The following is a 22143-nucleotide window of genomic DNA, read 5'->3' as shown; positions in this document are numbered from 1 at the left end:
GCCCGAATCAGACCGGCGTGGCGGGCGCAGGCGGCGTATCCTGCGCACCCTGACGGCCTTCCAGCACCGAGACGCGAGCGGCGAGGGCATCGTTCTGGCTGCGCAGCGCCGAGACGAGATCGCGCAGGACGTCCACCTCCTCGCGCGACGCGATGTCCATGTCGCGGATCAGGCGCTCCACCTGCGCCTTGAACACCGTCTCCGCCTCGCGCTTCACCCCCTGCGCCGCCCCGGCGGCGTCGGTCATCAACCGGGCGAAATCGTCGAACAACCGGTTCGAACCGCGGCCCGCGCCGTCCTTAGAGCCTTGCATCGTCGTCTCCCGAGATCGAGGCCCGCGTCGGACATCGCGCCGGCACCTGAGAGGATGAAATAAGAATCGACGGCCCGCGAGGCAATCCGATCCCCCGCCCCGGAGACGAGGAATCGACGGCCGGACGAGCCGGAGCCCCATTCCGCCGGCCAGGATGACACCGCAAAGCCGCCGCCTTGCTCGGCGACGCTCCGCTTCAATCGAAGACCGATCCCCGGCGAGGACGAGCATGATCAGGCGACGCGAATTCACCCTCGGCGCGGCCGCCTGGGCCGCGGGGAACTGGTTCGGCGCGGGAGGCCCCGCCCTGGCTGAGGGGGCGTTCCGCCGGGATCTCGCCGACCGGTTCGCACGGATCGAGGAGGCGAGCGGCGGGCGGCTCGGGATCGGCCTTCTCGATACCGGCAGCGGCGCCCATGCGGCGCATCGCGGGGACGAGCGCTTCCCCCTGTGCAGCACGTTCAAGGTCCTCGCCGCCGGTGCGGTGCTGGCGCGGGTGGACCGGGGCGAGGACGGCCTCGACCGGCGCCATCGCTACGAACCGCGCGAGGTTGTGCCGTATTCGCCCGTGAGCGGGCCGAGGGCGGGGGGCGAGGCCATGACCATCGCCGAACTCTGCGAAGCGGCCGTCACGCTCAGCGACAACACCGCCGCGAACCTCCTCCTCAGGACGATGGGTGGCCCGGCCGGGCTCACCGGACATATCCGTGGTTTCGGCGATGCGACGACCCGGCTCGACCGTACCGAGCCGGACCTGAACGAGGCCGCCCCCGGCGATGCCCGCGACACCACCACGCCGCTCGCCATGGCGGAGACGCTCCGGCGCCTCGTCCTGGCGGACGCGCTGTCGCCTGCCTCCCGCGCCCTGCTCACCGCCTGGCTCGTGGGCTGCCGCACCGGCGAGGCGCGGTTGCGCGCCGGCCTGCCGCAAGACTGGCGCATCGGCGACAAGACCGGATCGGGGGAGAACGACACCGCCAACGACGTCGCCGTGATCTGGCCGCCGCGCCGGCCTCCCCTCGTTCTGACGGTCTACCTGACCGGGGCGAGGACGTCGTCGGAGGCCCGCAGCGCAACCATCGCCTCGGTGGCCCGGGCCGTCGCCGCCTCCGCGTAACAGTGCCTTAAACGCCGATCTGCCAAGCTCGACCGAGGAACGGATGGAGTGACGAGGATCCGGTCAGCCCCGCTGCCGCATCTTCGTCGCCCGGGAGGGGCGGATGATGAACAGGGGCCGCGGATATCGCGTCGGCATCGCGCATAAGAGGGCCGGGGAATCGAGGATCGCCTCGCCTGTCGCACTCGCATTCGGGATCGCCGCCTTGAGCCTCGCCGCGTACCCGACCCATGCCGCCGACAGGCCGGATTACGACGGCTTCCGCCAGGGCACGTATCTTTCCTATCTCGACGCGGCGGAGGATGGCGCCGAGTTGACGCGCTCGCCGCGCCTCGGCCTGTCCTTCGGGGGAGAGGTGCGCCCCGTGCTCATGGATACCGGCTCCACCGGCATCGTCGTCTCGGCGAGCCGCATCCCCGGCTTCGACTCGATGCCCTCGCGGCCGGGGCGGCTGACCTACAGCAGTTCGGGGCGGATCATGATCGGGCGCTGGGTGACGCTGCCGGTCACGCTCGTCGGCGGCAACGGGGCCAGCGTCACCACCACGCCTCTCCCCGTCCTGGCGGTCACCGAGATCGCGTGCACGGACACTGCCCGTGCCTGCACGCCGGAAACGATGCCCGGCCACGTGGCGATGTTGGGCGTCGGCTTCGGACGGGAGGGGGACTCGCAGAGCCAGAGCACGCCCGACACCAACCCGCTCCTCAACCTCGCGCCCGAGGGCCGGGGGCCTGCCCGGCGTGGCTACGTGGTGACGCGGGACGGCATCCACGCGGGCCTCACCGGAGCCAATACGCGCGGCGACATCCGCTTCGTGAAGCTCGATCCGCACCCCGACATTCCCGGTGAATGGCAGGGCGTGCCCGTCTGTATAGCGGTGAACGGGCAAGCCCCCGGCGCCTGCGGCCGGGCGCTCGTCGATACCGGCGTGTCGGTGATGTACCTGACCTTGCCGGGAGAGGCCGTGGACGGCGCCGTCGCCACCGATGACGACGGCCGGAACCAGTTCCTGCCCGGCACCCGCCTCGGCTTCACCTTCCCCGGACGAGGCTCCGCACCGGCGGCGGCCTACGACATCGTCGTGGGTGACAATGCCCCGCTCTCGCCGGGCAAGGTGACCCTCAACACCCGTCGCCCGGAGCCCTTCGTGAACACGGGCCTGCGCTTCCTCAATGGTTTCGACGTGCTCTACGACGCCGATGGCGGGTATTTCGGGTTTCGCAGGCGGTAGAGGCCGCGCGGACGCACTCTTGCGGCCGACAACATTTGCCAGACGTATCTCGGAGACCAGCCCGAAACACACGTTTACAATTCTGCTCTTGCGATCCCCTTCGAATCCCTCCGCCGAGGCGTCATAAACGGCCACCGGATGGACGAGACATGACGCAGACGAATTCCGCCACGCCCCATATCCTCGTGGTCGAGGACGACCGCGAGATCAGCGCCCTGGTGGCGCGCTATCTTCGCGCCAACGAGTGCCGGGTGAGTCTCGCCGGGGACGGGCGCGAGATGGACAAGGCACTGGCGGATGCGCGCGTCGACCTCATCGTCCTCGACCTGATGCTGCCGGGCGAGGACGGGTTGAGCCTGTGCCGGCGCCTGCGGGCCGGGTCCTCGATCCCGATCCTGATGCTCACCGCCAAGGCCGAGGAGATCGACCGGATCGTCGGCCTCGAGATCGGCGCGGACGATTACCTCGCCAAGCCCTTCAACCCGCGCGAGCTCCTCGCCCGCATCCGCGCGATCCTGCGGCGGGGAGCGACCACGGAGGCCGCCGGCGACGACGGCGCCCGCCGGCTGTGCTTCCTCGACTGGACCCTCGACGTCTCCCTGCGCCAGCTCCTCAGTCCGGAGGAGGCCCGCATCACCATCACGGGCGCGGAGTTCGACCTGCTCCACGCGCTCTGCCTCAGGCCCGGCCGGGTGCTCTCGCGCGATCAGCTCCTCGACCTGACGCAGGGGCGCGCCGCCGGCCCGTTCGAGCGCAGCATCGACGTCCTCATCAGCCGCATCCGGCAGAAGATCGAGGCCGATCCGCGCAATCCCGAGATCATCCGCACCATCCGCTCGGGCGGCTACCTGTTCACGCCGGCGGTGACGCGCTCGTGAGCACCGAGGGGAAGGACCGCTGGCGCCGCCTCGTCGGCACCCCGCCGCGCAGCATCGCCGGCCAGATCGCGGTCCTCAGCGTGGCCGCCATCGTCGTCAGCCATGCGGTGGCGACCCTCGCCTTCTTCCTGCTGCGCGAACCTTGGAACCCGGACAATCATCCGGGCGTGGCCGCGACCCGGCTGGCCACCATTGTCCGCCTGCTCGATGCCGCTCCGCCGGGGGATCGGCTGCGCTTGCTGCAGGACGCGGCACGCAGCCTGCCCTCGCTGCAGATCGAAACGGCCCCGGCCTCGCCGGAACCTCCGTCCGCCAGCACGCGGAGCGAGCGGCCCGACCATCCCATGGTCAAGCGCATGCGCGAGGGGTTCGGCCGGCCGCTCACCATCACCGATCTGTCCCCGCCGGGCCGGAGGGAGCCGGGGGGCGGCACCCGCATCGGCATCGTGACGCCCTCGGGGGCGAGCCTGCGGGCCACCCTGCCGGACGACGACCGGCCGCCCTTCGGCCCCGGCCCGATCGTCTTCACCTTCGTCCTCCTCGGCATCACCCTGTCCCTCATGTCGATCTGGGCGACGCGGGCCCTGACCGCCCCGCTGGCGAAGCTCGCCGAGGCCGCCGACGCCTTCGGCACGGGCATGAACCTCGTGGCCCTGCCCCGGAACGGGCCGAAGGAGGTGGCGGCGGTCTCGCGCGCCCTCGACACCATGCGCGGGCGCGTCCGCCGCCTGATCGACGACCGGACCCAGATGCTGGCGGCGATCAGCCACGACCTGCGGACCCCGATCACCCGACTGCGCCTGCGGGCCGAGTTCATCGAGGACGACCACGCTCGCACCATGACCCTGCGCGACCTCGACCAGATGAACGGATTGGTGGAAGCCGCCCTGTCCTTCATCCGGGACGGCCAGGCGGGCGGCGCGCACAGCCTCGTCGACCTCGCCTCTCTGGTCCAGACCGTATGCGACGGCTTCACCGATGTGGGCGCCGACGTGTGCCTGGAACAGACGCGCCACGTCCTCGTACGCGGCCGGGCGGACGATCTGCAGCGGGCCATCGTCAACCTCGTCGACAATGCGGTGAAGTATGGCGGCTCGGCGCGCCTGACGATTCATCCATCCGAACAGGGCGTGGCGCTGGAAGTGTCCGACGACGGCCCCGGCATTCCCGAGGCCGAGCGCGACGCCATGGTGCAGCCCTTCGTGCGCGGGGACCGGACTCGGAATCTCGACGAGGCCAGCGGTTTCGGCCTCGGCCTCTCGATCGTGCTCGCCATCGTGGAGGGGCATGGCGGACGACTCAGCCTGTCGAACAAGGCGCCCCGCGGCCTCGTGGCCCGCATTGACCTGCCCCTCGCCGTCGCTCAAGCAACGCCGCCGCGCGCGGCCCCGATGCCGAACCACGGGGCCGCCTTACCGGCCGCCCCATGATTTTCGCATCCGGGCATTTCGGATTGTCGGCCGGGGGCCGGCCCCTCAGAACTCCATGTCGAGTTCTTCGATCTCGTCGGGCTCGGCGGCGGCGGCCTCGGTCCACTCCACCATCAGCGGCCAGGCGAGGATGGTGTCGCGATAGGCGGCGACCTTGCGCGGCAGCGGGACGTCATAGGTCTGGAACCGGGTGCAGACCGGCGCGAACATGGCATCGGCCAGGCTCGGGCGCGTGCCGAACAGGAACGGGCCGTCGTAGCGCGACAGGCAATCCTCAACGATCGTGATGATCCGCTCGATATCGCCCCGGGCTCCGTTGAAGATCTTGAAATCGGTGTGACGGGCCCGGAGATTCATCGGCAGCGCCGAGCGCAGGTTGATGAACCCGCCATGCATTTCGCCCGAGATCGAGCGGCAGCGCGCCCGGGCCACGGGATCCTTCGGCAGGAAGCCCGCATCGGGATAGGTCTCGTTGAGATACTGGGAGAGGGCCAGGGTGTCCCAGACCTCGATCTCGCCATGGACGAGGCGGGGCACGAGGAAGGACGGCGACAGATGCAGGAGCTCGGCCCGCGTGGATGCGTCGTCGCCGGACAGGACTTCGGTCTCGAAGTCGAGCCCGGCCATGCGGCAGACCAGCCATCCCCGCAGCGACCACGAGGAGTAGTTCCGGCTCGAGATCGTGAGCGTGGCGACCGGCATGTCCATCCCCTGTTGTCGTTATCCCCGAATGTCCATGGAGTTCTCGGCCCGGGATGGCTGGGGACATCCAAGTCTCGTGCCGCGCCGAGCCACCACCCGCCCCAAGAGATAATCCTTTCCTGTTACGAGGATAGGACAGTGGTGCATTCTCACAACATTTATTACAGATCGTATTGTGGGCCGATTGCGTTGTGCGCAACCGTGGCTCAGCCTAGCGGGCCGTGAACGACCGTCCGGAGACGATCCGGCGGCCGTGCACGACACAGCGAATGGTTCGCTATCCGATCGTTCGCGCAGGAGTTCGAGCGTCATGCTCTACGATGCCTTCGAAGTGCAGTCCGACCTCGCCCAGCGCACCCGCTCCTGGGGCAAGCTCGTCCACGATGCCGTATCGCCCTGGGTCGGTTCGGGGAACGCGGCTCCGATGAACTGGTGGTCGGCTGGAGCCCGGATGATGATGCGCGCCGGGCTGACCTTCGCCCGCCCCGCTTTCGGCATCGACAGCATCCGGGTCGGCAACCGCGAGGTTCCGGTCACCGAGGAGGCGACGTTCTCGACGCCGTTCGGGACGCTGCTGCGCTTCAGGAAGGACATCGATACCGAGCAGCCCAAGGTGCTCGTGGTGGCGCCGCTCTCGGGCCATTTCGCCACCCTGCTGCGCGGCACGGTGCGCACCCTGCTCGCCGACCACGACGTCTACATCACCGACTGGCACAATGCCCGCGACGTGCCCTTGGCCGACGGCCCGTTCGGGTTCGACGATTACGTGGATCACCTGGTGCAGTTCCTCGGCGCGATGGGCGAGGGCTCTCACGTCGTTGCGGTCTGCCAGCCGGCCGTCCAGGCGCTCGCCGCCGCCGCCGTCATGGCCCAGTCGAAGGACATCGCGCCGCCGCGCAGCATGACGCTCATGGCCGGGCCGGTGGATTGCCGGATCAGCCCCACCTCGGTGAACAAGCTCGCCACCTCGAAGCCGATCGCGTGGTTCGAGAAGAATCTCATCGCCACCGTGCCCAAGCGCCATGCGGGGGCGGGCCGACGGGTCTATCCCGGCTTCATGCAGGTCTCGGCCTTCGTCTCGATGAATGCCAAGCGCCACCAGCAGAGCCATGCCGACCTGTTCTGGCACTTCGCCAACGGCGAGACCGACAAGGCCAACCAGATCGAGACCTTCTACGACGAGTATTTCGCCGTCCTCGACCTCGCGGCCGAGTTCTACATCGAGACGGTCCAGACGGTGTTCCAGGATTACACCCTCGCCAAGAACGAGCTGACCTATCGCGGCAACCCCATCGACATGCGCTCCATCCGCAGGACCGCGCTGATGACCGTGGAGGGCGAGCGCGACGACATCTGCGCCGTCGGCCAGACCATGGCGGCGCACGATCTGTGCAGCAGCCTGCCCCCGCACATGAAGAGCCACCACCTCCAGGCGGGCGTCGGCCATTACGGCGTCTTCACCGGCCGCAAGTGGGAGGGGCAGACCTACCCGCTCGTGCGCAACTTCATCCAGTCGCACGCATGAGGATGCGGGTCCGGCTCAGGATTTAACCGAGAGCGGTTGGAACTCGTGTCCGCTTGGTGTATGAGCCTGCCCCAAGTGAGTTTTCAGCGTCGATTCGAGACCGTCACACACAGGTCCCTCCCTGGAGCGATCCAGGGTATGGGGCTATTGGCGGTTTGCCCTCGTCGGACAGGCGGGGGCGTTCGGAGAGGGCGCCGTCCGACAAACATATGTCTCTAAAGGATCAAGTCCGTTGCAGGTACTCGTTCGCGATAACAACGTCGACCAGGCACTCCGTGTTCTCAAGAAGAAGATGCAGCGCGAGGGCATCTTCCGCGAGATGAAGCAGCGCAAGGCCTACGAGAAGCCCTCCGTGCGCAAGGCACGCGAGAAGGCTGAGGCCGTCCGCCGCGCCCGCAAGCAGGCCCGCAAGACCGCCATCCGTGAGGGCCTGATCGCCGCTCCGAAGCCGAAGCCCCGTTTCGGCGCCGGTGCGCCGCGTCGTCCGGGTGGTTCGCCGTTCGCTCCGAGCGCCGCTCCCTCGACCAACGTCGCCTCGTAAGGCCGAGCGGCCGGTCTCGCACCGGCCCTCCTTCGCTCTCACACGACGCCCGGCCGCGGAAGCGGCGCGGGCGTCGTGTCGTTTCAGGCGATGCCCACGGCAGCGGACGCGTGTTCCGCCTCCACCAGCACGTCGAGGGCGCGCCAGGGCTTCTGCATGTAGACCGCCTGTTCGGGCAGGCGGCCGGTACCGCGCTCGTCGTAGCCCGAGGTCAGGACCATCCGCACGTCGGGCCAGCGCCGTTCCACCGTCCGCGCCAGGGCGATACCGTCCATGGCCCCGCCGAGGCGCACATCGGCGAAGAGCAGGGCGACGTTCAGTCCCTTGCGCTCCAGGACGCCGATGGCCGCCTCGGCGCTGTCACAGGCGATGACGTCGAGATCGGTTTCTTCGAGGATGGCGGTGGCGAGGTCGCGGACCGCCGCATCGTCCTCCACCACCAGGGCGACGGGGCCATCGATCTGAGCTCGTGATGCAGCGCCATCGGTCGAGCGGGTTGTGCGATCCATGAGGTCACTTTCCAAGGAATGAGGCCAGGCACGATGCCGGCCCTGCGGGGCGTCCTGCGCCCGGTCGATGATTCGATGATGCCGAGGCTGCGCCGCCGGGCCGGGATCGGCAAGGGTACGATGCGCCGCCACGGCCATGCGCCTCCCGCAATGAAAGATAGGGAACCGCCTCAAAGCGGGCATGGTGGCCGTCTACGATACCGGCATGCACGAAATCGGGCACGCCTGCGCATCGTCCGCGCAGACGCACAAGGTTCAGGCATGCTGCGATGCATTAACGATCTGTTCACCGCAAAAGATCGAATGTTACAGTTCAACGACCGTCAAGCTGGATCATGGAACGGTTTCTGTTTCCCGATCCGGGGAGGGGTGCCGAAACAGGGGGTTGTTGCTCAGTCATGTGCCGCTTTCTCGCCTATAGCGGTGATCCGGTCTTCCTGACCGATCTCGTCTGCGCCCCGACGCACTCGCTGGTGCATCAGTCGCTGCACGCCACCGAGGCGAAGACGGAGACCAACGGCGACGGTTTCGGCATCGGCTGGTACGGCGAACGGACCGATCCGGGCCAGTATCGCGACGTCTGCCCGGCCTGGTCGGACGAGAACCTCGTCAACCTCTGCCAGCAGGTCCGCGCGCGGATGTTCTTCGCCCATGTCCGCGCCTCGACCGGCACGGCCACCACGCGGGCGAACTGCCATCCCTTCGCCCATGGCCGGCACCTGTTCATGCATAACGGCCAGATCGGCGGCTACCATCGCATCAAGCGGCGGATCGAGGCCTTGATCCCGGACGCGCTCTACGAAGCACGGCGCGGCACCACCGATTCCGAGGCGATCTTCCTCCTGGCCCTGGCCAACGGCCTCGCCGAAGACCCGATCGGCGCCATGGCCGAAACCCTCTCCACGGTCCGCGACCTGATGCAGGCGGCCGGAATCACCGAGGCCCTGCGCTTCACTTCCGTCGTCACCGACGGCGAGACCCTGACGGCTTATCGCTGGGCCTGCGACGGCCGCCCGCCGAGCCTCTATTACCGCCAGACCGAGACCGGCCTCGTGGTGGTCTCCGAGCCCATCGACGATTGCAAGGAGGGCTGGATCGTGATCCCGCGCGGCGGCACGTTGCAGGCCACACGCGGGGGCACGGTGACGGTAAAGGGCGCCGACGAGGCGCGGGTCCGCATCGCCGCCTAAGACCGCTCCCGAGGGTTGCGGCACGGAGGGTTGCGGCGCTGGCGCGAAGGGCGGACAACCCATGCTCCTTCGAGAGCGTGAGCCGCCGATGACCGACACGGACGTGACCCTTCACATCGCAGGAGCCTGGACGCCCGGTTCCGACGCGCGGACGATCCCCGTCCTCAACCCCGCCACCGGCGACGCCATCGGCACCGTGGCGGTGGCGTCGCGCAACGATCTCGACCGTGCCCTGGAGTCCGCCCGCCGCGGATTCGCCGAATGGCGCAGGGTCGCGGCCTTCGATCGCGCCAAGGTGATGCGGCGGGCCGCCGATCTGCTCCGTTCGCGCGTCGACGACATCGCCCGGACGATGACGCTGGAACAGGGCAAGCCGCTGGCCGAGGCGCGGGTGGAGACGCTCGCCGCCGCCGACGTGATCGACTGGTTCGCCGAGGAAGGGAGGCGCGCCTACGGCCGCATCATCCCCGCCCGCGTGCCGGGCGTGACCCAGATGGTTCTGCGCGAGCCGGTGGGTCCCGTGGCCGCCTTCACGCCCTGGAACTTCCCGATCAACCAGGCCGTCCGCAAGCTGTCGGCGGCGCTCTGCACCGGCTGCTCGGTGATCCTGAAAGGGCCGGAGGATACACCGGCGAGCTGCGCCGAACTCGTCCGCGCCTTCCTCGATGCCGGGGTGCCGGGTGACGTGCTCTCCCTGGTCTTCGGCGATCCGGCCGAGATCTCGTCCTACCTCATCCCGCATCCGGTCATCGCCAAGATCTCGTTCACCGGCTCCACTCCGGTGGGCAAGGAGCTCGCGGCTTTGGCCGGGCGCCACATGAAGCGCATCACCATGGAGCTCGGTGGCCACGCCCCCGCCCTGGTCTTCGCCGATGCGGATGTGGAGAAGGCCGTCTCGGTGCTCGGCGCCAACAAATTCCGCAATGCCGGGCAGGTCTGCGTCGCGCCGACCCGCTTCCTTATCCACGATTCCGTCTACGACCGCTTCGTCGAGGGGTTCGTGGCGCATGCAGAGGGCATCAGGGTCGGTGACGGGCTCGATCCCGAGACCCAGATGGGGCCGCTGATCCATGCCCGCCGGCGCGAGGCGATGGAATCCCTCGTGGCCGACGCCGTGGCGCAGGGCGCGGAACTCCGCACCGGCGGCAAGCGCATCGGCAACCGCGGCCATTTCTTCGAGCCCACCGTGCTCGCCGAGACCCCGCTCACCGCGCGGATCATGAACGAGGAGCCGTTCGGCCCCGTGGCCCTGGTCCAGCGCTTTTCCGACGACGAGGCCGCCTTCGCCGAGGCCAACCGGCTGCCCTATGGTCTCGCCGCCTACGCCTACACCCGCTCGGCCACCCGCGCGACGGAGATCGCCGCCCGGGTCGAGAGCGGCATGCTCGGCATCAACCATCACGGTCTCGCCTTCCCCGAAACCCCCTTCGGCGGCATCAAGGATTCCGGCTACGGCAGCGAGGGCGGCTCGGAGGCGATCGAGGCCTATCTGACGACGAAGTTCGTGAGTCAGGCCAGCGCCTGAACACCCGCATTCGGTAGGCTCGACACGCAAAACGCTCCATGGGGCAGACCCCATGGAGCGTTGATGCACGCCTTTGCTCCGGCCCCGCTCACGGGAACCGCCTTAGCGGGTCGTGGGGTCGACGATCTCGGCGACGATGCGCCGGGTCGCGGGAGCACGCGGGGTCAGGGACGGCGTGGTGGTCAGCTCGGAGGCCGGACGCACGGCAGCCGTGACGCGGGCCTGCTCCCGATAGAGCGTGGGGATGACGGTGATGCGCTCGTCGGCGGTCGCGGTACCGACCAGGATGGCGGAGGCGAGAGCGGCGAGGACAAGGCTACGAACGGTCATGACGAGGATCCCTCAGGTGTTCCGGGGCCGATGCCCCGTTGCATGAGAGGGATATATTTTGCGGCGCACCATTCATCAAACAGATGGTGTCGATAGCCGATATCGACGACGTCAATGGCGATAACGAGCACGCGCTTCGTGAGACGAAGCCGTCATCCCAGCCTCGCCTCGTGCCGAGGCTTCGGACGGCCGGAGCACATCGGCCCTGTCGATGCCTCTCAGTAACGCACCGTCGCCCGCACGCCGAACACGGCGGCGTTCTTGATGCGGGCGCCGTTGGGGTCGCGCGGGTTGGGCACACCGCCGCTGGGACGGAACACGTACTGGACGTCCGGCTGCACGGTCACGCCCGGTCCGAGCACGGCCTGATAGGTCGCCTCAATGACCGCCTCGCTGCTGCGCCGGGGCATGTTCGTCCCGGCCAGCAGGATCGTGTCGGTGTCCAGGCCGCGCGCCGCGTCCGAGATCCGCGCGATGGCGAAGGCGACGCCGATCGTGTCATCGGAACGTCCCTTGAAGAGGCCCTTATAGGCGATGCCGGCATCGGCGTAGAAATCCACGATGTTACGGTCGGAGGGCGACCCGGAGAGGCGCAGGAACACGCTGGCGCCGTCGTTGGGGTCGTCGGGTTCGCGGTAGATGGTCTGGTCGATGATACCGTAGAGGCCGCTGTCGCCCCGGAAGCGTCGGGCGATGCCGGTGGTGGACGGATCGGCCAGCGAGCGCCCGGCCGTGTCGAAGCGCTGGCTGTCGAACCGGCCGAAATGGTGCCACCCCCCCAGCGTCACCGTGCCGGGATCGCCGACATCGCCCTGCGCGATGTTGTAGGCGTAGGCGGCCTCCGCGATGACCAGAGCGGGATCGCCGGTGCGGAAGTTCGTGCCGGTGCGGTTGCGGCGCTGCGGATCGAGATCGCTGGGATAAGGCCCCGCCGGATCGCCGTCGAAGAGGCCGACCTGAAGGGAAAAGTTCTGGTTGGGCACGTATTTCGCGCGGATCGCCGGCACCGCCAGGGGATAGATCGGCCCGCCGCTCGGCAGCACCTCGGCCATGATGTTGGGCCAGCCGAAGGTGGAGTTGATGAACAGCGTGCCGGTCTGGCTCACGGCGAACTCGGTATCGGCCGCGATCTGACCGACCTTGAGGCTGAACTGGCCGTCGAACAGTTTCTGCTCCAACCAGAGCTCGTAGAGCCGCGAGGAGGGTAGCGCCTCGATGGCGCTCACGGTGATGAAATTGTTGACGTAGTAGCGCGACAGGCCGGTGCCGTGGATGAGGTAGAGGTTGGTGTGGAAGGCCGCCCCGTGCCAGCCCGCCAGCTTTTCGAGGTCGGCATCGAACTGGACGTCGAGGCGTCCCTCGACGATGGCACCGCGCCGCGCGCCGCCCGTCGCGTTGCCGAAGCTCTCGCCGATATACGTGAGGCTGTATTCGATGCCCTTGGTCTTCAGGAACGAGCGCAGGCCGTAGGGATCGCCATAGGGGCCGAGCTGGTCCTGGATCGAGGTGTTGAGGTTGGCCGAAGGCTTGGCCGAGGTCACCGACTGCGCCACCGATGTCTGCGGATCGCCGCCGGCGCCGCGCGGCGAGCCGATGTCGAGCCCCTCCAGGGCCAGGCGCGCCTGCCGCGCCGCGATCTCGGCGGCGGTCTGGGCGTGGGCGCCCGACGCGGCAAGGCCCGACAACAGGGCTGCGGCGGCCGCGAGAGGAAACGAGCGGAGCATCATCCCTCGGAAAAAAAGCATGTCCCAGGGCGACCGTCCCCGCTCACGCTCTATCACGGCGAGCATGACAGGGCTGCAACCGAGCCGAGGCAGCGGGGCGACCAGCGGCTTTCCCCGTCCGGTGTGTCACGCTGCCCACATCCGCATCGGGACAGCGCTCGAAACAGCGCTTTACCGGCCGGTCCAGTTCGGCGGGCGCTTGGCCAGGAAGGCCTCCATGCCCTCGCGGAAATCGGCGCTGGTGTAGCACATCAGGATGAGGTCATCGCCGGGGCGCTCGCCCTCCGCCTCCGCCTCGGCGTCGAGGCGGCGCAGGCCTTCCTTGGTGGCCCGCAGGGTCAGCGGTGCATGGCCGGCGAGTTGCGCCGCGAGTTCCGTCGCCCTGGCGGCGAGGGCAGCGGCATCCTCCACCACTTCGCCGACGAGGCCGGCCGCGAGCGCCTCCTCCGCGCCAAACAGGCGGGCGGTGAAGATCATGTCCTTCACCCGCGCGGGACCGATGAGGCCGGACAGGCGCCTCAGGTTCGACATCGACAGGCAATTGCCGAGCGTTCGCGCGATGGGAAAGCCGAACCGGGCGTCACGGGTGGCGATGCGCAGGTCGCAGGAGGCGGCGATGGCGGCCCCGCCGCCGGTACAGGCGCCGGCGACGGCGGCGATGACGGGCACGCGCAGACGCTCGAGCGCGCCCAGGACCCTGTCCATGAAGCGCTCGTAGCCGAGGGCATCCTCGGGACTGGAGAAATCACGGAACTGGGCGATGTCGGTGCCGGCGGCGAAGGCTTTCTCGCCGGCGCCGGTGATGACGAGGACCTTGATCCGCTCGTCCGCCTCGATCCTGTCGCAGAGGTCGATGAGGCCCTGATACATCGCGAAGGTCAGCGCGTTGCGCGCCTGCGGCCGGTTGAGAACGATACGGGCGATGCCCGCCTCATCGGTGTCGAACAGGATCTCGTCGGTGGCGCTCATGCGGGGGGTCCCAAGCCGGACCGGCCGAGGATCGGCCCGTCCGACACGGGTCTTGCCCATCCCGGCCGCTTTGGGCAACCGCGTCCGGCCGAGCGGCGCCCCCGGCATGGTCAGAACAGGGCGGGGACGAACATCTCCTGCGGCACCGGCTGGCGGGCGTAATCCTCGTGGCGCATGCGCTCGGGCAGATGCACCGGCGGATGCTCCACGTCGCCATAGGGGATTTGCGTGAGGAGATGGCTGATGCAGTTGAGGCGGGCCTTCTTCTTGTCCACGGCCTCGACCACCCACCAGGGCGCCTCGGGAATATGCGTGCGGGCGAGCATCACTTCCTTCGCCTTGGTGTAATCCTCCCAGCGGCGACGGGACTCCACGTCCATCGGCGAGAGCTTCCACTGCTTCAGGGGATCGTGGATGCGCATGTTGAAGCGCAGCTCCTGCTCCTCGTCGGTGATCGAGAACCAGTATTTCAGCACGATGATGCCGGACCGCACCAGCATGCGCTCGAATTCCGGCGCGGACTGGAAGAATTCCTCGTACTGGTCCGGGGTGCAGAAGCCCATCACGCGCTCGACGCCGGCCCGATTGTACCAGGAGCGATCGAACAGCACGATCTCGCCGCCCGCCGGCAGATGCGCCACGTAGCGCTGGAAGTACCATTGCGTACGCTCGCGCTCGTTAGGAGCCGGGAGCGCAGCCACGCGGCAGACGCGGGGATTGAGACGCTGGGTGATGCGCTTGATCGCGCCGCCCTTGCCGGCCGAATCCCGCCCCTCGAAGATCACAACCACGCGTAGTTTCTGGGCCTGCACCCAATCCTGAAGACGAACCAGCTCGTGTTGCAGTCGGAATAGCTCCCGGAAATAGATCTTCCGGTCCATGGTGGGCAGACGAGGCCTGGCATCGATTTCGCTAACGAGTTGCTCGAGGCGCTCGTCTTCGAGCTCCATCTCGAGCTCTTCATCGAAATCGTCCGCCATCTCTCGGCGAATAGCCTCGATATCGAAAGGACGAGTCCCGGCGCGCGTGCCGTCCATGATATTGCCTTCCTGATGAATGGGAATCATCCGAAAGCTTGAATCACAGCTGCATGACAGTATGGCGACCCCCGTCGGCAACGGCACCACATTCCTTATTCGATTCGTAGAATTCAGCATCCGACGCCGAAAGCCGGAGAATCGCTGGACTCTCCCTCAGCTTCTGGTACGCGGCGTTTATTGAATCGATACGATTTTTGTAGATACTTGAGCGGTCAGAAAACGAGATAGACCGAATTATAAGGCGCATCCCATTGTCGATACGTAACAAACAACTGATCGCAGCTTAGAACAGTTCTTGAAATAACTCTGTAATAGGAGATAAAACGCAATGGAACGCTTCATCGTCCGTTTCGTCAAGCCCATATGCCTGGCTGTCATCACCTTCTTCTCCGTTTATTTTCTGACCGGAAGTTCTTTCATCGGATTGATCGTGAGCAGCATCCCGTTGTTGCTTGGCTGGCTCGGCATCATGGAAACCTTCGCCTATGGCATGGCCGCGACGGTGTTCATCGTTGCCGTCATCTGGACCGTCGCTCCGGCCGACATGAAGGTTCTCGTCGGACATCAGGCCACCGCCTTCGCTGAGGTGCTTCGCAAGGAAGCGGACAAGGGCCTGAACCGCATGGAAGCCGACGGCAGCGTCAAGGAAGCCGATAAGGGCGTCGTGACCCGCTGAGGATAGCCAATCGTCGTCGCCCCCTCTTGCGGATCGCATGACCCGCAGGCCGAGCATCGATCGGCGGAGGTGCCCCTCCGTCATCACAGTGTCGCCCAGCGTTGCGATCCAGCGCGATAGTGAGCCGGCATTTTGCCGGCCATGATCGCCGCGACCGCACCATGCAGCACCTTCTCATCGAGGAATCCCCCCTCCCGGGGCTGATCTTCGCCCTCACCTTCGACGCGGAGGGACGGGGACGCCAGGTCGGACCGGGGGACGGGATTCCCTCGCTGGACGACCCGGATCACGGCTTCGTCTGGTTCCATGTCGATCTGGTCGATGCGCGGACAGAGGCGCTGATCCTCGAAGGACGCCTCGGCCCGGCCCGGCTCGCCGCCGCGACCTTCGCCCGCGACGAGCATCAGCGCGTCGTCGTGGACGGCCCCCATGCCGGTTTCGTCATCGCCGACCGGGAACGCGCCTTCGACGGCTCGTCGAGCGAGGAGCCGAACGGCCGTCTCCATTGCATCCTCGGCCCGCGCTTCCTCGTCAGCGGCCGCCGCCACGCCACGTCCTGCGCGGTGGCCGCCCGCGACGCGGTCTTGTCCGGCGCCCTCGTCCCCGGCCCGGCCAAGCTGCTGGAGCGCTTCGTCGGCAGCACCGTCGAGGCGCTGATCGCCACGGCCGACCGCCTGTCCTCCTCCCTCGACGCCATCGAGGACGACATGCTCGACGAGTCCAAGGCGGACGACCCGAGGCCCCTGGGACCGATCCGCCGCCAATCCGTGCGCTCCCACCGGCAGCTCGCCGGGTTGCGGGCGGTGTTCCACCGGCTCGAGGACGAAGCCGGCACGGAGGGAGATCAATTGCCCGAAGCGGTGGGCGCCATGGCCGCGCGGGTGGTCCAACGCCTCGATTCCCTCCATCGCGACATGCATGTCCTGTCCGAGCGCAGCCGCTTGCTGCAGGACGAGATCGCCGCCCGCACCACCGCGCTCACCAACCGCCAGCTCTTCACCCTGTCGATCCTCACGGCCCTGTTCCTGCCGCCCACCCTGGTGACGGGCGTGTTCGGCATGAACACCAAGGGCCTGTTCTTTTCGGAATCCGACAATGGGTCGCTGCTCGCGCTGGGAATCGGCGCGCTCGCGGCGCTCGCCGTCTACCTCGTCATCCGCCGGCTCAGTCTCGCCGGCCGGCCCGGTTGATCCGGAACGCGAACGCGCCCACACCCCCCTCGATTCATCCGACCACCGGAGCCTTCCCCCGCATGGACTTCTTTCGCCGCTTCACCGTGCTCATGTGCGCGCCGAACTTCGACCCGGACGATCTCGAGGGCGTGCGCGTCCAGCAGATCATAGGCTCGGTGGAAAAGCTCGGCTTCGAGGTCGTCCGCGCCCGCCGCGTGGAGGACGCGGCCATCGCGGTCCAGACCGATGCCGCCATCGGCTGCATGGTGGTGGATTGGGGCAAGCGCGGCCTCGACGGCAAGGCCGCCGCCCTCATCAACCTGATGCGGAAGCGCGGGCTGGAAATGCCCATCGTCATCATGGTCCGGCGCAAGCGCCTGGAGGACATCCCCGTCGAAGTGCTCGACTTCATCGACGGCTATATCTTCCTCGCGGAAGAGACCCCGGACTACATCGCCCGCGGCCTCGTGAGCCGGGTCAAGCAATATGCCGAGACCCTGAAGACGCCCTTCTTCGGCGCGCTGGTCGATTACGCAGAGCAGGGCAACCAGCTCTGGACCTGCCCCGGCCATAACGGCGGCATCTTCTACAACCGCTCCCCCATCGGGCGCATCTTCGTGGAGCATCTCGGCGAGGCGGTGTTCCGCGACGACCTCGACAATTCCGTGCTCGATCTCGGCGATCTCCTCGTCCACGAGGGCCCCGCCCTCAAGGCGCAGAAGGAAGCCGCCGTCATCTTCGGTGCGGAAAAAACCTATTTCGTCCTCAACGGCACCTCGGCCTCCAACAAGATCGTGCTCTCGGCCCTGGTGGCCGAGGGCGATCTCGTCCTGTTCGACCGCAACAACCACAAGGCGGCCCACCACGGCGCCCTGTTCCTCGGCGGCGCGGTTCCGGTCTTCCTGGAGACCGACCGTAACTGCTTCGGCCTGATCGGCCCGATGTATCACGAGGCCCTCGACGAGGCGGCCATCCGCGAGAAGATCCGCACCAACCCCCTCGTCACCGACAAGGAGGCCTGGAAGCGCGAGCGCCCGTTCCGCGTCGCGGTGGTGGAGCAGTGCACCTATGACGGCACGATCTACAACGCGCAGATGATCCTCGAGAAGATCGGGCATCTCTGCGACTACATCCTCTTCGACGAGGCCTGGGCGGGCTTCATGAAGTTCCACCCGCTCTTCGCCGGCCGCTTCGCCATGGGGCTGAAGGGCCTCGACGAGACCTCGCCGGGCATCATCGCCACCCAATCCACCCACAAGCAGCTGGCGAGCTTCTCCCAGGCCTCGCAGATTCACACCAAGGACAGCCATATCCGCGGCCAGACCCGCCGCATCGAGCACCGGCGCTTCAACGAGACCTTCCTCGTCCACGCCTCGACCTCGCCGTTCTACCCGCTCTTCGCGTCGCTGGATGTCGGCGCGCAGATGATGAAGGGCCGCTCGGGCGTCGTCCTGTGGGACGACACGATCCGGCTCGGCATCGAATGGCGCAAGAAGGTCCGCGCCATCCGCCGCGAATTCGAGGAGAAGGAGGGCGATCCCCTGCGCCGCTGGTTCTTCGACCCCTTCGTGCCGGACACGGTGAAGGGCCCGGAGGGCAAGGTGCCGTGGGAGAGCGTCTCGACGGACGAGCTCGCCAGCGACGCCAAATACTGGGAGCTGACCCCCGGTGCCGCCTGGCACGGCTTCACCCATGTGGCGCCGAACTACGCCATGACCGACCCGAACAAGCTCACCGTGCTCACCCCCGGCTTCGACCGCCGCACGGGGCAATATGCCGATCATGGCGTACCGGCCCCGATCGTCGCCCAGTATCTGCGTGAAAACCGGATCGTGCCGGAGAAGAACGACCTCAACTCGCTCCTCTTCCTGCTGACACCGGGCGTCGAATCCTCCAAGGCCGGCACGCTCATCTCCGGCCTCGTGGCCTTCAAGCGCCTGCATGACGAGAACGTGCCGCTCGAGGATGCCATGCCGGAATTCGTCCGGCGCCGGCCGAACCGCTACAAGGGCGTGCGCCTGCGCGACCTCTGCGCGGATTTCCACGCCTTCCACCGCGAGCACGGCACCAGCACGCTCCAGCGCAAGCAGTTCGAGCCGGGGCACCTGCCCGAGATGGTGATGACCCCGAAGGAGGCGGTGCAGCAGCTCACCCGCAACAACGTCGATTACGTGCCGATCGCGGAAGCCGAGGGCCGTGTGGCGACGACCTTGCTTCTGGTCTACCCGCCGGGCATCGGCACGGTGCTGCCGGGCGAGCGACTGGACGAGCGGGCGAAACCCATGCTGGATTACTTCAAGATGTTCGAACGCTCGGCGAACCTGTTCCCGGGCTTCGAGGCCGAGATCCAGGGCGTGTTCCGCAACGTCGATCCCGACGGGACGATCCGGTTCTACACCTACGTCATGCGCGAGAACCGCCCGTGAGTCCGGACGGGCCGCCCACCGCCTCCGATCCCGAAGTGATCATCCGGCCGTCCTCGGATCCGGACGTGCCGGCCATGGTGGCGATCTACGCTCACCATATCCGGCGGGGCGTGGGGGATGTCGGCGATTTCGAGGAGGATCCGCTCCATCCCGACGACCTCAAGCGCCGCCGCAAGGCCATGCGCAAGAAGCGTCTGCCCCACCTCGTCGCCGATCGCGACGGGGTAGTGGCGGGCTATGCCTATGCCGTACCGTTCCGCAAACGGCCGGCCTACCGCTACACGCTCAAGCACTCGATCTATGTCCATCACGAGCACCTGAACGCCGGCATCGGCCGGCGCCTTTTGCCGGCTTTGATCGAGGCCTGCGCCGCCGGCGGTTACCGGCAGATGATCGGCTATATCGACGCGCAGAACGAGGCGTCCCTGCGGCTCCACGAAGCCTGCGGCTTCGTCCGCGTCGGCCTGCTGCCGGCGGTGGGCTACAAGTACGGCCGCTGGAGCGACAGCGTCATGGTCCAGCGGGCGCTCGGCACCGGCTCCACCGACCAGCCCGGCACCTGGACGCGCTCGGTGGAGGCGCTGGTGGCCGGGCACGAATGGGTGGGGAAGTGATCCGGCTGCGGTCTTAGGCCTCCTCCAGTCCGGCATCGACCCGCGCGGCCACGTCCTGCGGAACGTCGAGGGCTTCGGCGAGGCGCTTCAGGAACTCCCGCTCCTGCAGCGTATCGGCATCGATGGCCAGACGCGCTGCCGCATAGAGGCGCGCGCCCTGCTCCGGCGACTCCACGCGCTCGGCGAGTTCGTCGATCTCGGCCGGGTCGGTGAGCTCCTTCTCCAGCCATGCGCGGCCATCCCGGTCGATGCCGGCCGCCTCCACCGCCGCGTCGAGGCGCCGGCGCTCCTGCTGATCGACGATGCCGTCGGCCAAAGTCGCGGCCACCATGGCGCGCAGCATGACGCGCGCCTCGTCCTCGCCGACCTGGCTCAGATCGGGGGTCTCGGACGCCGCGGAGGGACGGAGTGCCCGCAGCGCCAGACCCGCGACGAGGGCGAGGCCCCCGAGGGCGGCCGTGGCGGCGATCCCGCCCTTGCGTGAGCGTACGAGCGCATCGACGATCTGTCTTGCATCGGCCATGGTGGTCGTCCTGAAGGCGGGTTGAGGGATCGGATTGGAAACGGACGAGCCCCGTCGCGGGTTCACGATGGGCGGTGCGGTGGAATGAACATGCCCCGTTCGTCCCCGGCAGAGCGCCCTCCTCCGGCAAGCGGAAACCGCACGGCCCGACGGCAGCCAACGAGAGAGGCCCCATGACGATCACGCCCATCGAGTCCCGCCTGTCGGTCTCCGGCCAGCCGAACGAGGCGGAGATCGCGGACCTGTCCACGAAGGGCTTTGCCCTGCTCATCAACAACCGTCCCGAAGGCGAGGAGCCGGACCAGTTGGGCAGCGCTGCCGAAGCGGCGGCGGCCGAGGCGGCGGGACTCGCCTATCTCCATATCCCCGTCACCGGCCCCGGCATCACCCATGAGGACGTCGCGCGTTTCCGTGAGGCCGTGGAGAGCGCACCCGGCCCGGTCCTCGCCCATTGCCGCAGCGGCTCGCGCTCGCTGACCCTGTGGGCTTTGTCCGAAGTGCTGGCGGGGCGTCTGCGCCGCGATGACCTCCTGGCCTATGGCCGGGAGCGGGGCTTCGACCTCAGCGGCGCCGTGCGCTGGCTCGACACGCATGGCGACACGCCCGACGGGACGTGAGATCGCCGGCCCCGGTCAAGACCGGCGCTGTCGAGGCGAGCGACGGGGGATCTCGGGTCCGCCCGCTTCCCGGTCCGAAGCCTCGACCGTCTGGCGGTCGACCTCGTCCCGGATGCGGCGGCCCGCCATCAGGATCTCGATGAGGAAGGCGACGATGGCCGCCACCGTGCAGACCAGGGCGATGCCGAAGCAGCCGAACAGGACGGATGCCGTGGCCGCATCGCGCAAGGCCCCCACGAACAGCGTCAGCACCGCGATGCCGGTCATGATGCTGCCGAACGAGGCGAGGACCACCGCCACGTCGAGCATGAAGGAGCGCCGACGCAGATAGGCCAGTTGGTACGACAGGTGGGCGGCCTCGTCCGCATCCGCCTTCTGCAGCCGGTCGGCGGCGTCATCGACCCGGTCGGCCACCCGCCCCAGGCGCGTGGAGAAGACGTTGAGCAGCGTCGCCAGCGCCGTCAGCAGGAAGGCGGGCGCGAGCGCGATCTGAATGACATGCGCGATGTCGTCGGGAGCGAGGAGAGGACCGGAAGCCATCATGACAGGGCGTTACGCCATGCCGCCCGGCACCGGAAGATGCGCCGTTTCGGAGGTGGACGCGGGTTCCGGATGCCGGTGACAGAACCTCGAGCCTCGACGTCGTCCCTCCTCTGCCGAGCAGACGCGGGGCCATAGATGCGACGAAGCCCCGCGGCAGGGGCTGCGGGGCTTCCGGACTCGGTGAGGGTCAGGCGATCGCGCCCGGACGACGAGCGTTACTGCGGGCAGCGATGACGCAGGCCGTCATTGCCGAGATAGGTGCCCGACCGCTGATCGTAGGACCGGAAGCGCTGGATGCAGTAGGCCACGTCCTGGTCGGACCCGCCGACATCCTGCTGAACCTCTACCGCACCTCCATAATAGGCCGGCGCGTAGCCGCCGCGGTAATAGCCGTTGTCGTAATACCCGCTGCCATAGCCATAGCCGATCCCGGCGCCCGCCAGACCGAGGCCCAGCCCGAGGCCGAGCCCGCCATAGCCCCGCCCATATCCGCGATTGTAGCCATGGCCGTGATGGTGGTGGTGCCCCCCCCGGCCGAAACCACCGCC

23 protein-coding genes are annotated in these 22143 nt (G+C 67.9%); 13 read left to right on the top strand and 10 right to left on the bottom strand.

Annotation, left to right across the window (positions count from 1 at the left end):
- Window positions 1–7: 7 nt before the first annotated feature.
- Window positions 8–313 (bottom strand): accessory factor UbiK family protein, encoded by a 306-nt coding sequence (locus tag MBTS_RS18335; protein WP_018045512.1) that lies wholly within the window; start codon window positions 311–313, stop codon window positions 8–10.
- 229 nt (window positions 314–542) lie between these two features.
- Between MBTS_RS18335 and bla the strand changes: the two genes are divergently transcribed.
- The 4 genes from bla (at window position 543) to MBTS_RS18315 (ending at window position 4969) form a co-directional block, all read left to right on the top strand.
- Entirely contained in the window at window positions 543–1430 is an 888-nt protein-coding gene (gene bla / locus MBTS_RS18330; protein ID WP_192216179.1) for a class A beta-lactamase, read from the top strand.
- Between the two features lie 205 nt (window positions 1431–1635).
- Window positions 1636–2661 (top strand): hypothetical protein, encoded by a 1026-nt coding sequence (locus MBTS_RS18325; protein WP_308444984.1) that lies wholly within the window; start codon window positions 1636–1638, stop codon window positions 2659–2661.
- 149 nt (window positions 2662–2810) lie between these two features.
- Window positions 2811–3539 carry a response regulator gene (locus tag MBTS_RS18320; protein WP_018045515.1) on the top strand — a complete coding sequence of 243 codons (729 nt, stop codon included), beginning with the start codon at window positions 2811–2813 and terminating at the stop codon, window positions 3537–3539.
- The gene (locus MBTS_RS18315) at window positions 3536–4969 is read left to right on the top strand and encodes an ATP-binding protein (protein ID WP_192216177.1); all 1434 of its coding nucleotides are present in this window, start codon (window positions 3536–3538) and stop codon (window positions 4967–4969) included. Before MBTS_RS18320 ends, MBTS_RS18315 begins: the two co-directional genes overlap by 4 nt.
- Before the next feature lie 45 nt (window positions 4970–5014).
- Here the strand turns inward: MBTS_RS18315 and MBTS_RS18310 are convergent, their stop codons facing one another.
- On the bottom strand, window positions 5015–5671 hold the full coding sequence (locus tag MBTS_RS18310) for a glutathione S-transferase family protein (protein WP_056141336.1): 657 nt from the start codon (window positions 5669–5671) through the stop codon (window positions 5015–5017).
- A gap of 310 nt (window positions 5672–5981) precedes the next feature.
- Between MBTS_RS18310 and MBTS_RS18305 the strand changes: the two genes are divergently transcribed.
- On the top strand, window positions 5982–7196 hold the full coding sequence (locus tag MBTS_RS18305) for a polyhydroxyalkanoate depolymerase (RefSeq protein WP_056141063.1): 1215 nt from the start codon (window positions 5982–5984) through the stop codon (window positions 7194–7196).
- 232 nt (window positions 7197–7428) lie between these two features.
- Entirely contained in the window at window positions 7429–7737 is a 309-nt protein-coding gene (rpsU, locus tag MBTS_RS18300; RefSeq protein ID WP_018045519.1) for a 30S ribosomal protein S21, read from the top strand.
- 83 nt (window positions 7738–7820) lie between these two features.
- Here the strand turns inward: rpsU and MBTS_RS18295 are convergent, their stop codons facing one another.
- Window positions 7821–8246, bottom strand: a complete 426-nt coding sequence (locus MBTS_RS18295) for a response regulator (RefSeq protein ID WP_056141340.1) — start codon at window positions 8244–8246, stop codon at window positions 7821–7823.
- A gap of 398 nt (window positions 8247–8644) precedes the next feature.
- Between MBTS_RS18295 and MBTS_RS18290 the strand changes: the two genes are divergently transcribed.
- Both MBTS_RS18290 and MBTS_RS18285 read left to right on the top strand, forming a co-directional pair.
- Window positions 8645–9436 (top strand): class II glutamine amidotransferase, encoded by a 792-nt coding sequence (locus MBTS_RS18290; protein ID WP_018045521.1) that lies wholly within the window; start codon window positions 8645–8647, stop codon window positions 9434–9436.
- Window positions 9437–9524: 88 nt separating this feature from the next.
- On the top strand, window positions 9525–10961 hold the full coding sequence (locus tag MBTS_RS18285) for an NAD-dependent succinate-semialdehyde dehydrogenase (protein WP_147832549.1): 1437 nt from the start codon (window positions 9525–9527) through the stop codon (window positions 10959–10961).
- Window positions 10962–11063: 102 nt separating this feature from the next.
- On the opposite strand, the gene MBTS_RS18280 is transcribed toward MBTS_RS18285, so the two are convergent.
- The 4 genes from MBTS_RS18280 to ppk2 all read right to left on the bottom strand — a co-directional run bounded on the left by MBTS_RS18280 (window position 11064) and on the right by ppk2 (window position 15021).
- Window positions 11064–11291 carry a hypothetical protein gene (locus tag MBTS_RS18280; RefSeq protein WP_056141069.1) on the bottom strand — a complete coding sequence of 76 codons (228 nt, stop codon included), beginning with the start codon at window positions 11289–11291 and terminating at the stop codon, window positions 11064–11066.
- A 218-nt stretch (window positions 11292–11509) separates the two neighbouring features.
- Entirely contained in the window at window positions 11510–13018 is a 1509-nt protein-coding gene (locus MBTS_RS18275; RefSeq protein WP_192216183.1) for a carbohydrate porin, read from the bottom strand.
- Window positions 13019–13186: 168 nt separating this feature from the next.
- Window positions 13187–13984 (bottom strand): enoyl-CoA hydratase/isomerase family protein, encoded by a 798-nt coding sequence (locus MBTS_RS18270; RefSeq protein WP_056164160.1) that lies wholly within the window; start codon window positions 13982–13984, stop codon window positions 13187–13189.
- Between the two features lie 110 nt (window positions 13985–14094).
- Window positions 14095–15021 (bottom strand): polyphosphate kinase 2, encoded by a 927-nt coding sequence (gene ppk2 / locus MBTS_RS18265; RefSeq protein ID WP_026176236.1) that lies wholly within the window; start codon window positions 15019–15021, stop codon window positions 14095–14097.
- Between the two features lie 331 nt (window positions 15022–15352).
- Here ppk2 and MBTS_RS18260 point away from each other — a divergent pair, with 331 nt between their 5' ends.
- The 4 genes from MBTS_RS18260 (at window position 15353) to MBTS_RS18245 (ending at window position 19912) form a co-directional block, all read left to right on the top strand.
- Window positions 15353–15700: a hypothetical protein gene (locus tag MBTS_RS18260; protein WP_018045528.1), complete on the top strand. Its 348-nt coding sequence runs from the start codon at window positions 15353–15355 to the stop codon at window positions 15698–15700.
- Between the two features lie 161 nt (window positions 15701–15861).
- A complete protein-coding gene (locus tag MBTS_RS18255; RefSeq protein ID WP_056141346.1) occupies window positions 15862–16890 on the top strand; it encodes a CorA family divalent cation transporter in 1029 nt (342 codons plus the stop codon).
- Window positions 16891–16952: 62 nt separating this feature from the next.
- Complete coding sequence (locus tag MBTS_RS18250) at window positions 16953–19298, top strand: Orn/Lys/Arg family decarboxylase (RefSeq protein WP_018045530.1); 2346 nt, start codon at window positions 16953–16955, stop codon at window positions 19296–19298.
- Entirely contained in the window at window positions 19295–19912 is a 618-nt protein-coding gene (locus tag MBTS_RS18245; RefSeq protein ID WP_018045531.1) for a GNAT family N-acetyltransferase, read from the top strand. The genes MBTS_RS18250 and MBTS_RS18245 overlap by 4 nt, the downstream gene beginning before the upstream one ends.
- Window positions 19913–19925: 13 nt before the next feature.
- Here the strand turns inward: MBTS_RS18245 and MBTS_RS18240 are convergent, their stop codons facing one another.
- Window positions 19926–20435, bottom strand: a complete 510-nt coding sequence (locus MBTS_RS18240; RefSeq protein ID WP_147832554.1) for a DUF533 domain-containing protein — start codon at window positions 20433–20435, stop codon at window positions 19926–19928.
- A gap of 173 nt (window positions 20436–20608) precedes the next feature.
- Between MBTS_RS18240 and MBTS_RS18235 the strand changes: the two genes are divergently transcribed.
- Window positions 20609–21052: a protein tyrosine phosphatase family protein gene (locus tag MBTS_RS18235; protein ID WP_147832555.1), complete on the top strand. Its 444-nt coding sequence runs from the start codon at window positions 20609–20611 to the stop codon at window positions 21050–21052.
- Between the two features lie 15 nt (window positions 21053–21067).
- On the opposite strand, the gene MBTS_RS18230 is transcribed toward MBTS_RS18235, so the two are convergent.
- Complete coding sequence (locus MBTS_RS18230) at window positions 21068–21595, bottom strand: DUF2721 domain-containing protein (protein ID WP_147832556.1); 528 nt, start codon at window positions 21593–21595, stop codon at window positions 21068–21070.
- Between the two features lie 215 nt (window positions 21596–21810).
- A partial coding sequence (locus MBTS_RS18225; protein ID WP_192216176.1) for a BA14K family protein occupies window positions 21811–22143 on the bottom strand: 333 nt, incomplete at its 5' end.

Source organism: Methylobacterium bullatum (genome assembly GCF_014845095.1).
Classification (GTDB): domain Bacteria; phylum Pseudomonadota; class Alphaproteobacteria; order Rhizobiales; family Beijerinckiaceae; genus Methylobacterium; species Methylobacterium bullatum.
This window is presented reverse-complemented; position numbering and strand designations above follow the sequence as displayed.

What these genes read in the sequence shown, in the direction of transcription:
- MBTS_RS18335 (WP_018045512.1), bottom strand. Translation starts at nt 313, where the DNA reads ATGCAAGGCTCTAAGGACGGCGCGGGCCGCGGTTCGAACCGGTTGTTC.
- bla (WP_192216179.1), top strand. Translation starts at nt 543, where the DNA reads ATGATCAGGCGACGCGAATTCACCCTCGGCGCGGCCGCCTGGGCCGCG.
- MBTS_RS18320 (WP_018045515.1), top strand. Translation starts at nt 2,811, where the DNA reads ATGACGCAGACGAATTCCGCCACGCCCCATATCCTCGTGGTCGAGGAC.
- MBTS_RS18310 (WP_056141336.1), bottom strand. Translation starts at nt 5,671, where the DNA reads ATGCCGGTCGCCACGCTCACGATCTCGAGCCGGAACTACTCCTCGTGG.
- MBTS_RS18305 (WP_056141063.1), top strand. Translation starts at nt 5,982, where the DNA reads ATGCTCTACGATGCCTTCGAAGTGCAGTCCGACCTCGCCCAGCGCACC.
- MBTS_RS18295 (WP_056141340.1), bottom strand. Translation starts at nt 8,246, where the DNA reads ATGGATCGCACAACCCGCTCGACCGATGGCGCTGCATCACGAGCTCAG.
- MBTS_RS18290 (WP_018045521.1), top strand. Translation starts at nt 8,645, where the DNA reads ATGTGCCGCTTTCTCGCCTATAGCGGTGATCCGGTCTTCCTGACCGAT.
- MBTS_RS18285 (WP_147832549.1), top strand. Translation starts at nt 9,525, where the DNA reads ATGACCGACACGGACGTGACCCTTCACATCGCAGGAGCCTGGACGCCC.
- MBTS_RS18280 (WP_056141069.1), bottom strand. Translation starts at nt 11,291, where the DNA reads ATGACCGTTCGTAGCCTTGTCCTCGCCGCTCTCGCCTCCGCCATCCTG.
- MBTS_RS18275 (WP_192216183.1), bottom strand. Translation starts at nt 13,018, where the DNA reads ATGATGCTCCGCTCGTTTCCTCTCGCGGCCGCCGCAGCCCTGTTGTCG.
- MBTS_RS18270 (WP_056164160.1), bottom strand. Translation starts at nt 13,984, where the DNA reads ATGAGCGCCACCGACGAGATCCTGTTCGACACCGATGAGGCGGGCATC.
- ppk2 (WP_026176236.1), bottom strand. Translation starts at nt 15,021, where the DNA reads ATGGACGGCACGCGCGCCGGGACTCGTCCTTTCGATATCGAGGCTATT.
- MBTS_RS18260 (WP_018045528.1), top strand. Translation starts at nt 15,353, where the DNA reads ATGGAACGCTTCATCGTCCGTTTCGTCAAGCCCATATGCCTGGCTGTC.
- MBTS_RS18255 (WP_056141346.1), top strand. Translation starts at nt 15,862, where the DNA reads ATGCAGCACCTTCTCATCGAGGAATCCCCCCTCCCGGGGCTGATCTTC.
- MBTS_RS18250 (WP_018045530.1), top strand. Translation starts at nt 16,953, where the DNA reads ATGGACTTCTTTCGCCGCTTCACCGTGCTCATGTGCGCGCCGAACTTC.
- MBTS_RS18240 (WP_147832554.1), bottom strand. Translation starts at nt 20,435, where the DNA reads ATGGCCGATGCAAGACAGATCGTCGATGCGCTCGTACGCTCACGCAAG.
- MBTS_RS18235 (WP_147832555.1), top strand. Translation starts at nt 20,609, where the DNA reads ATGACGATCACGCCCATCGAGTCCCGCCTGTCGGTCTCCGGCCAGCCG.
- MBTS_RS18230 (WP_147832556.1), bottom strand. Translation starts at nt 21,595, where the DNA reads ATGATGGCTTCCGGTCCTCTCCTCGCTCCCGACGACATCGCGCATGTC.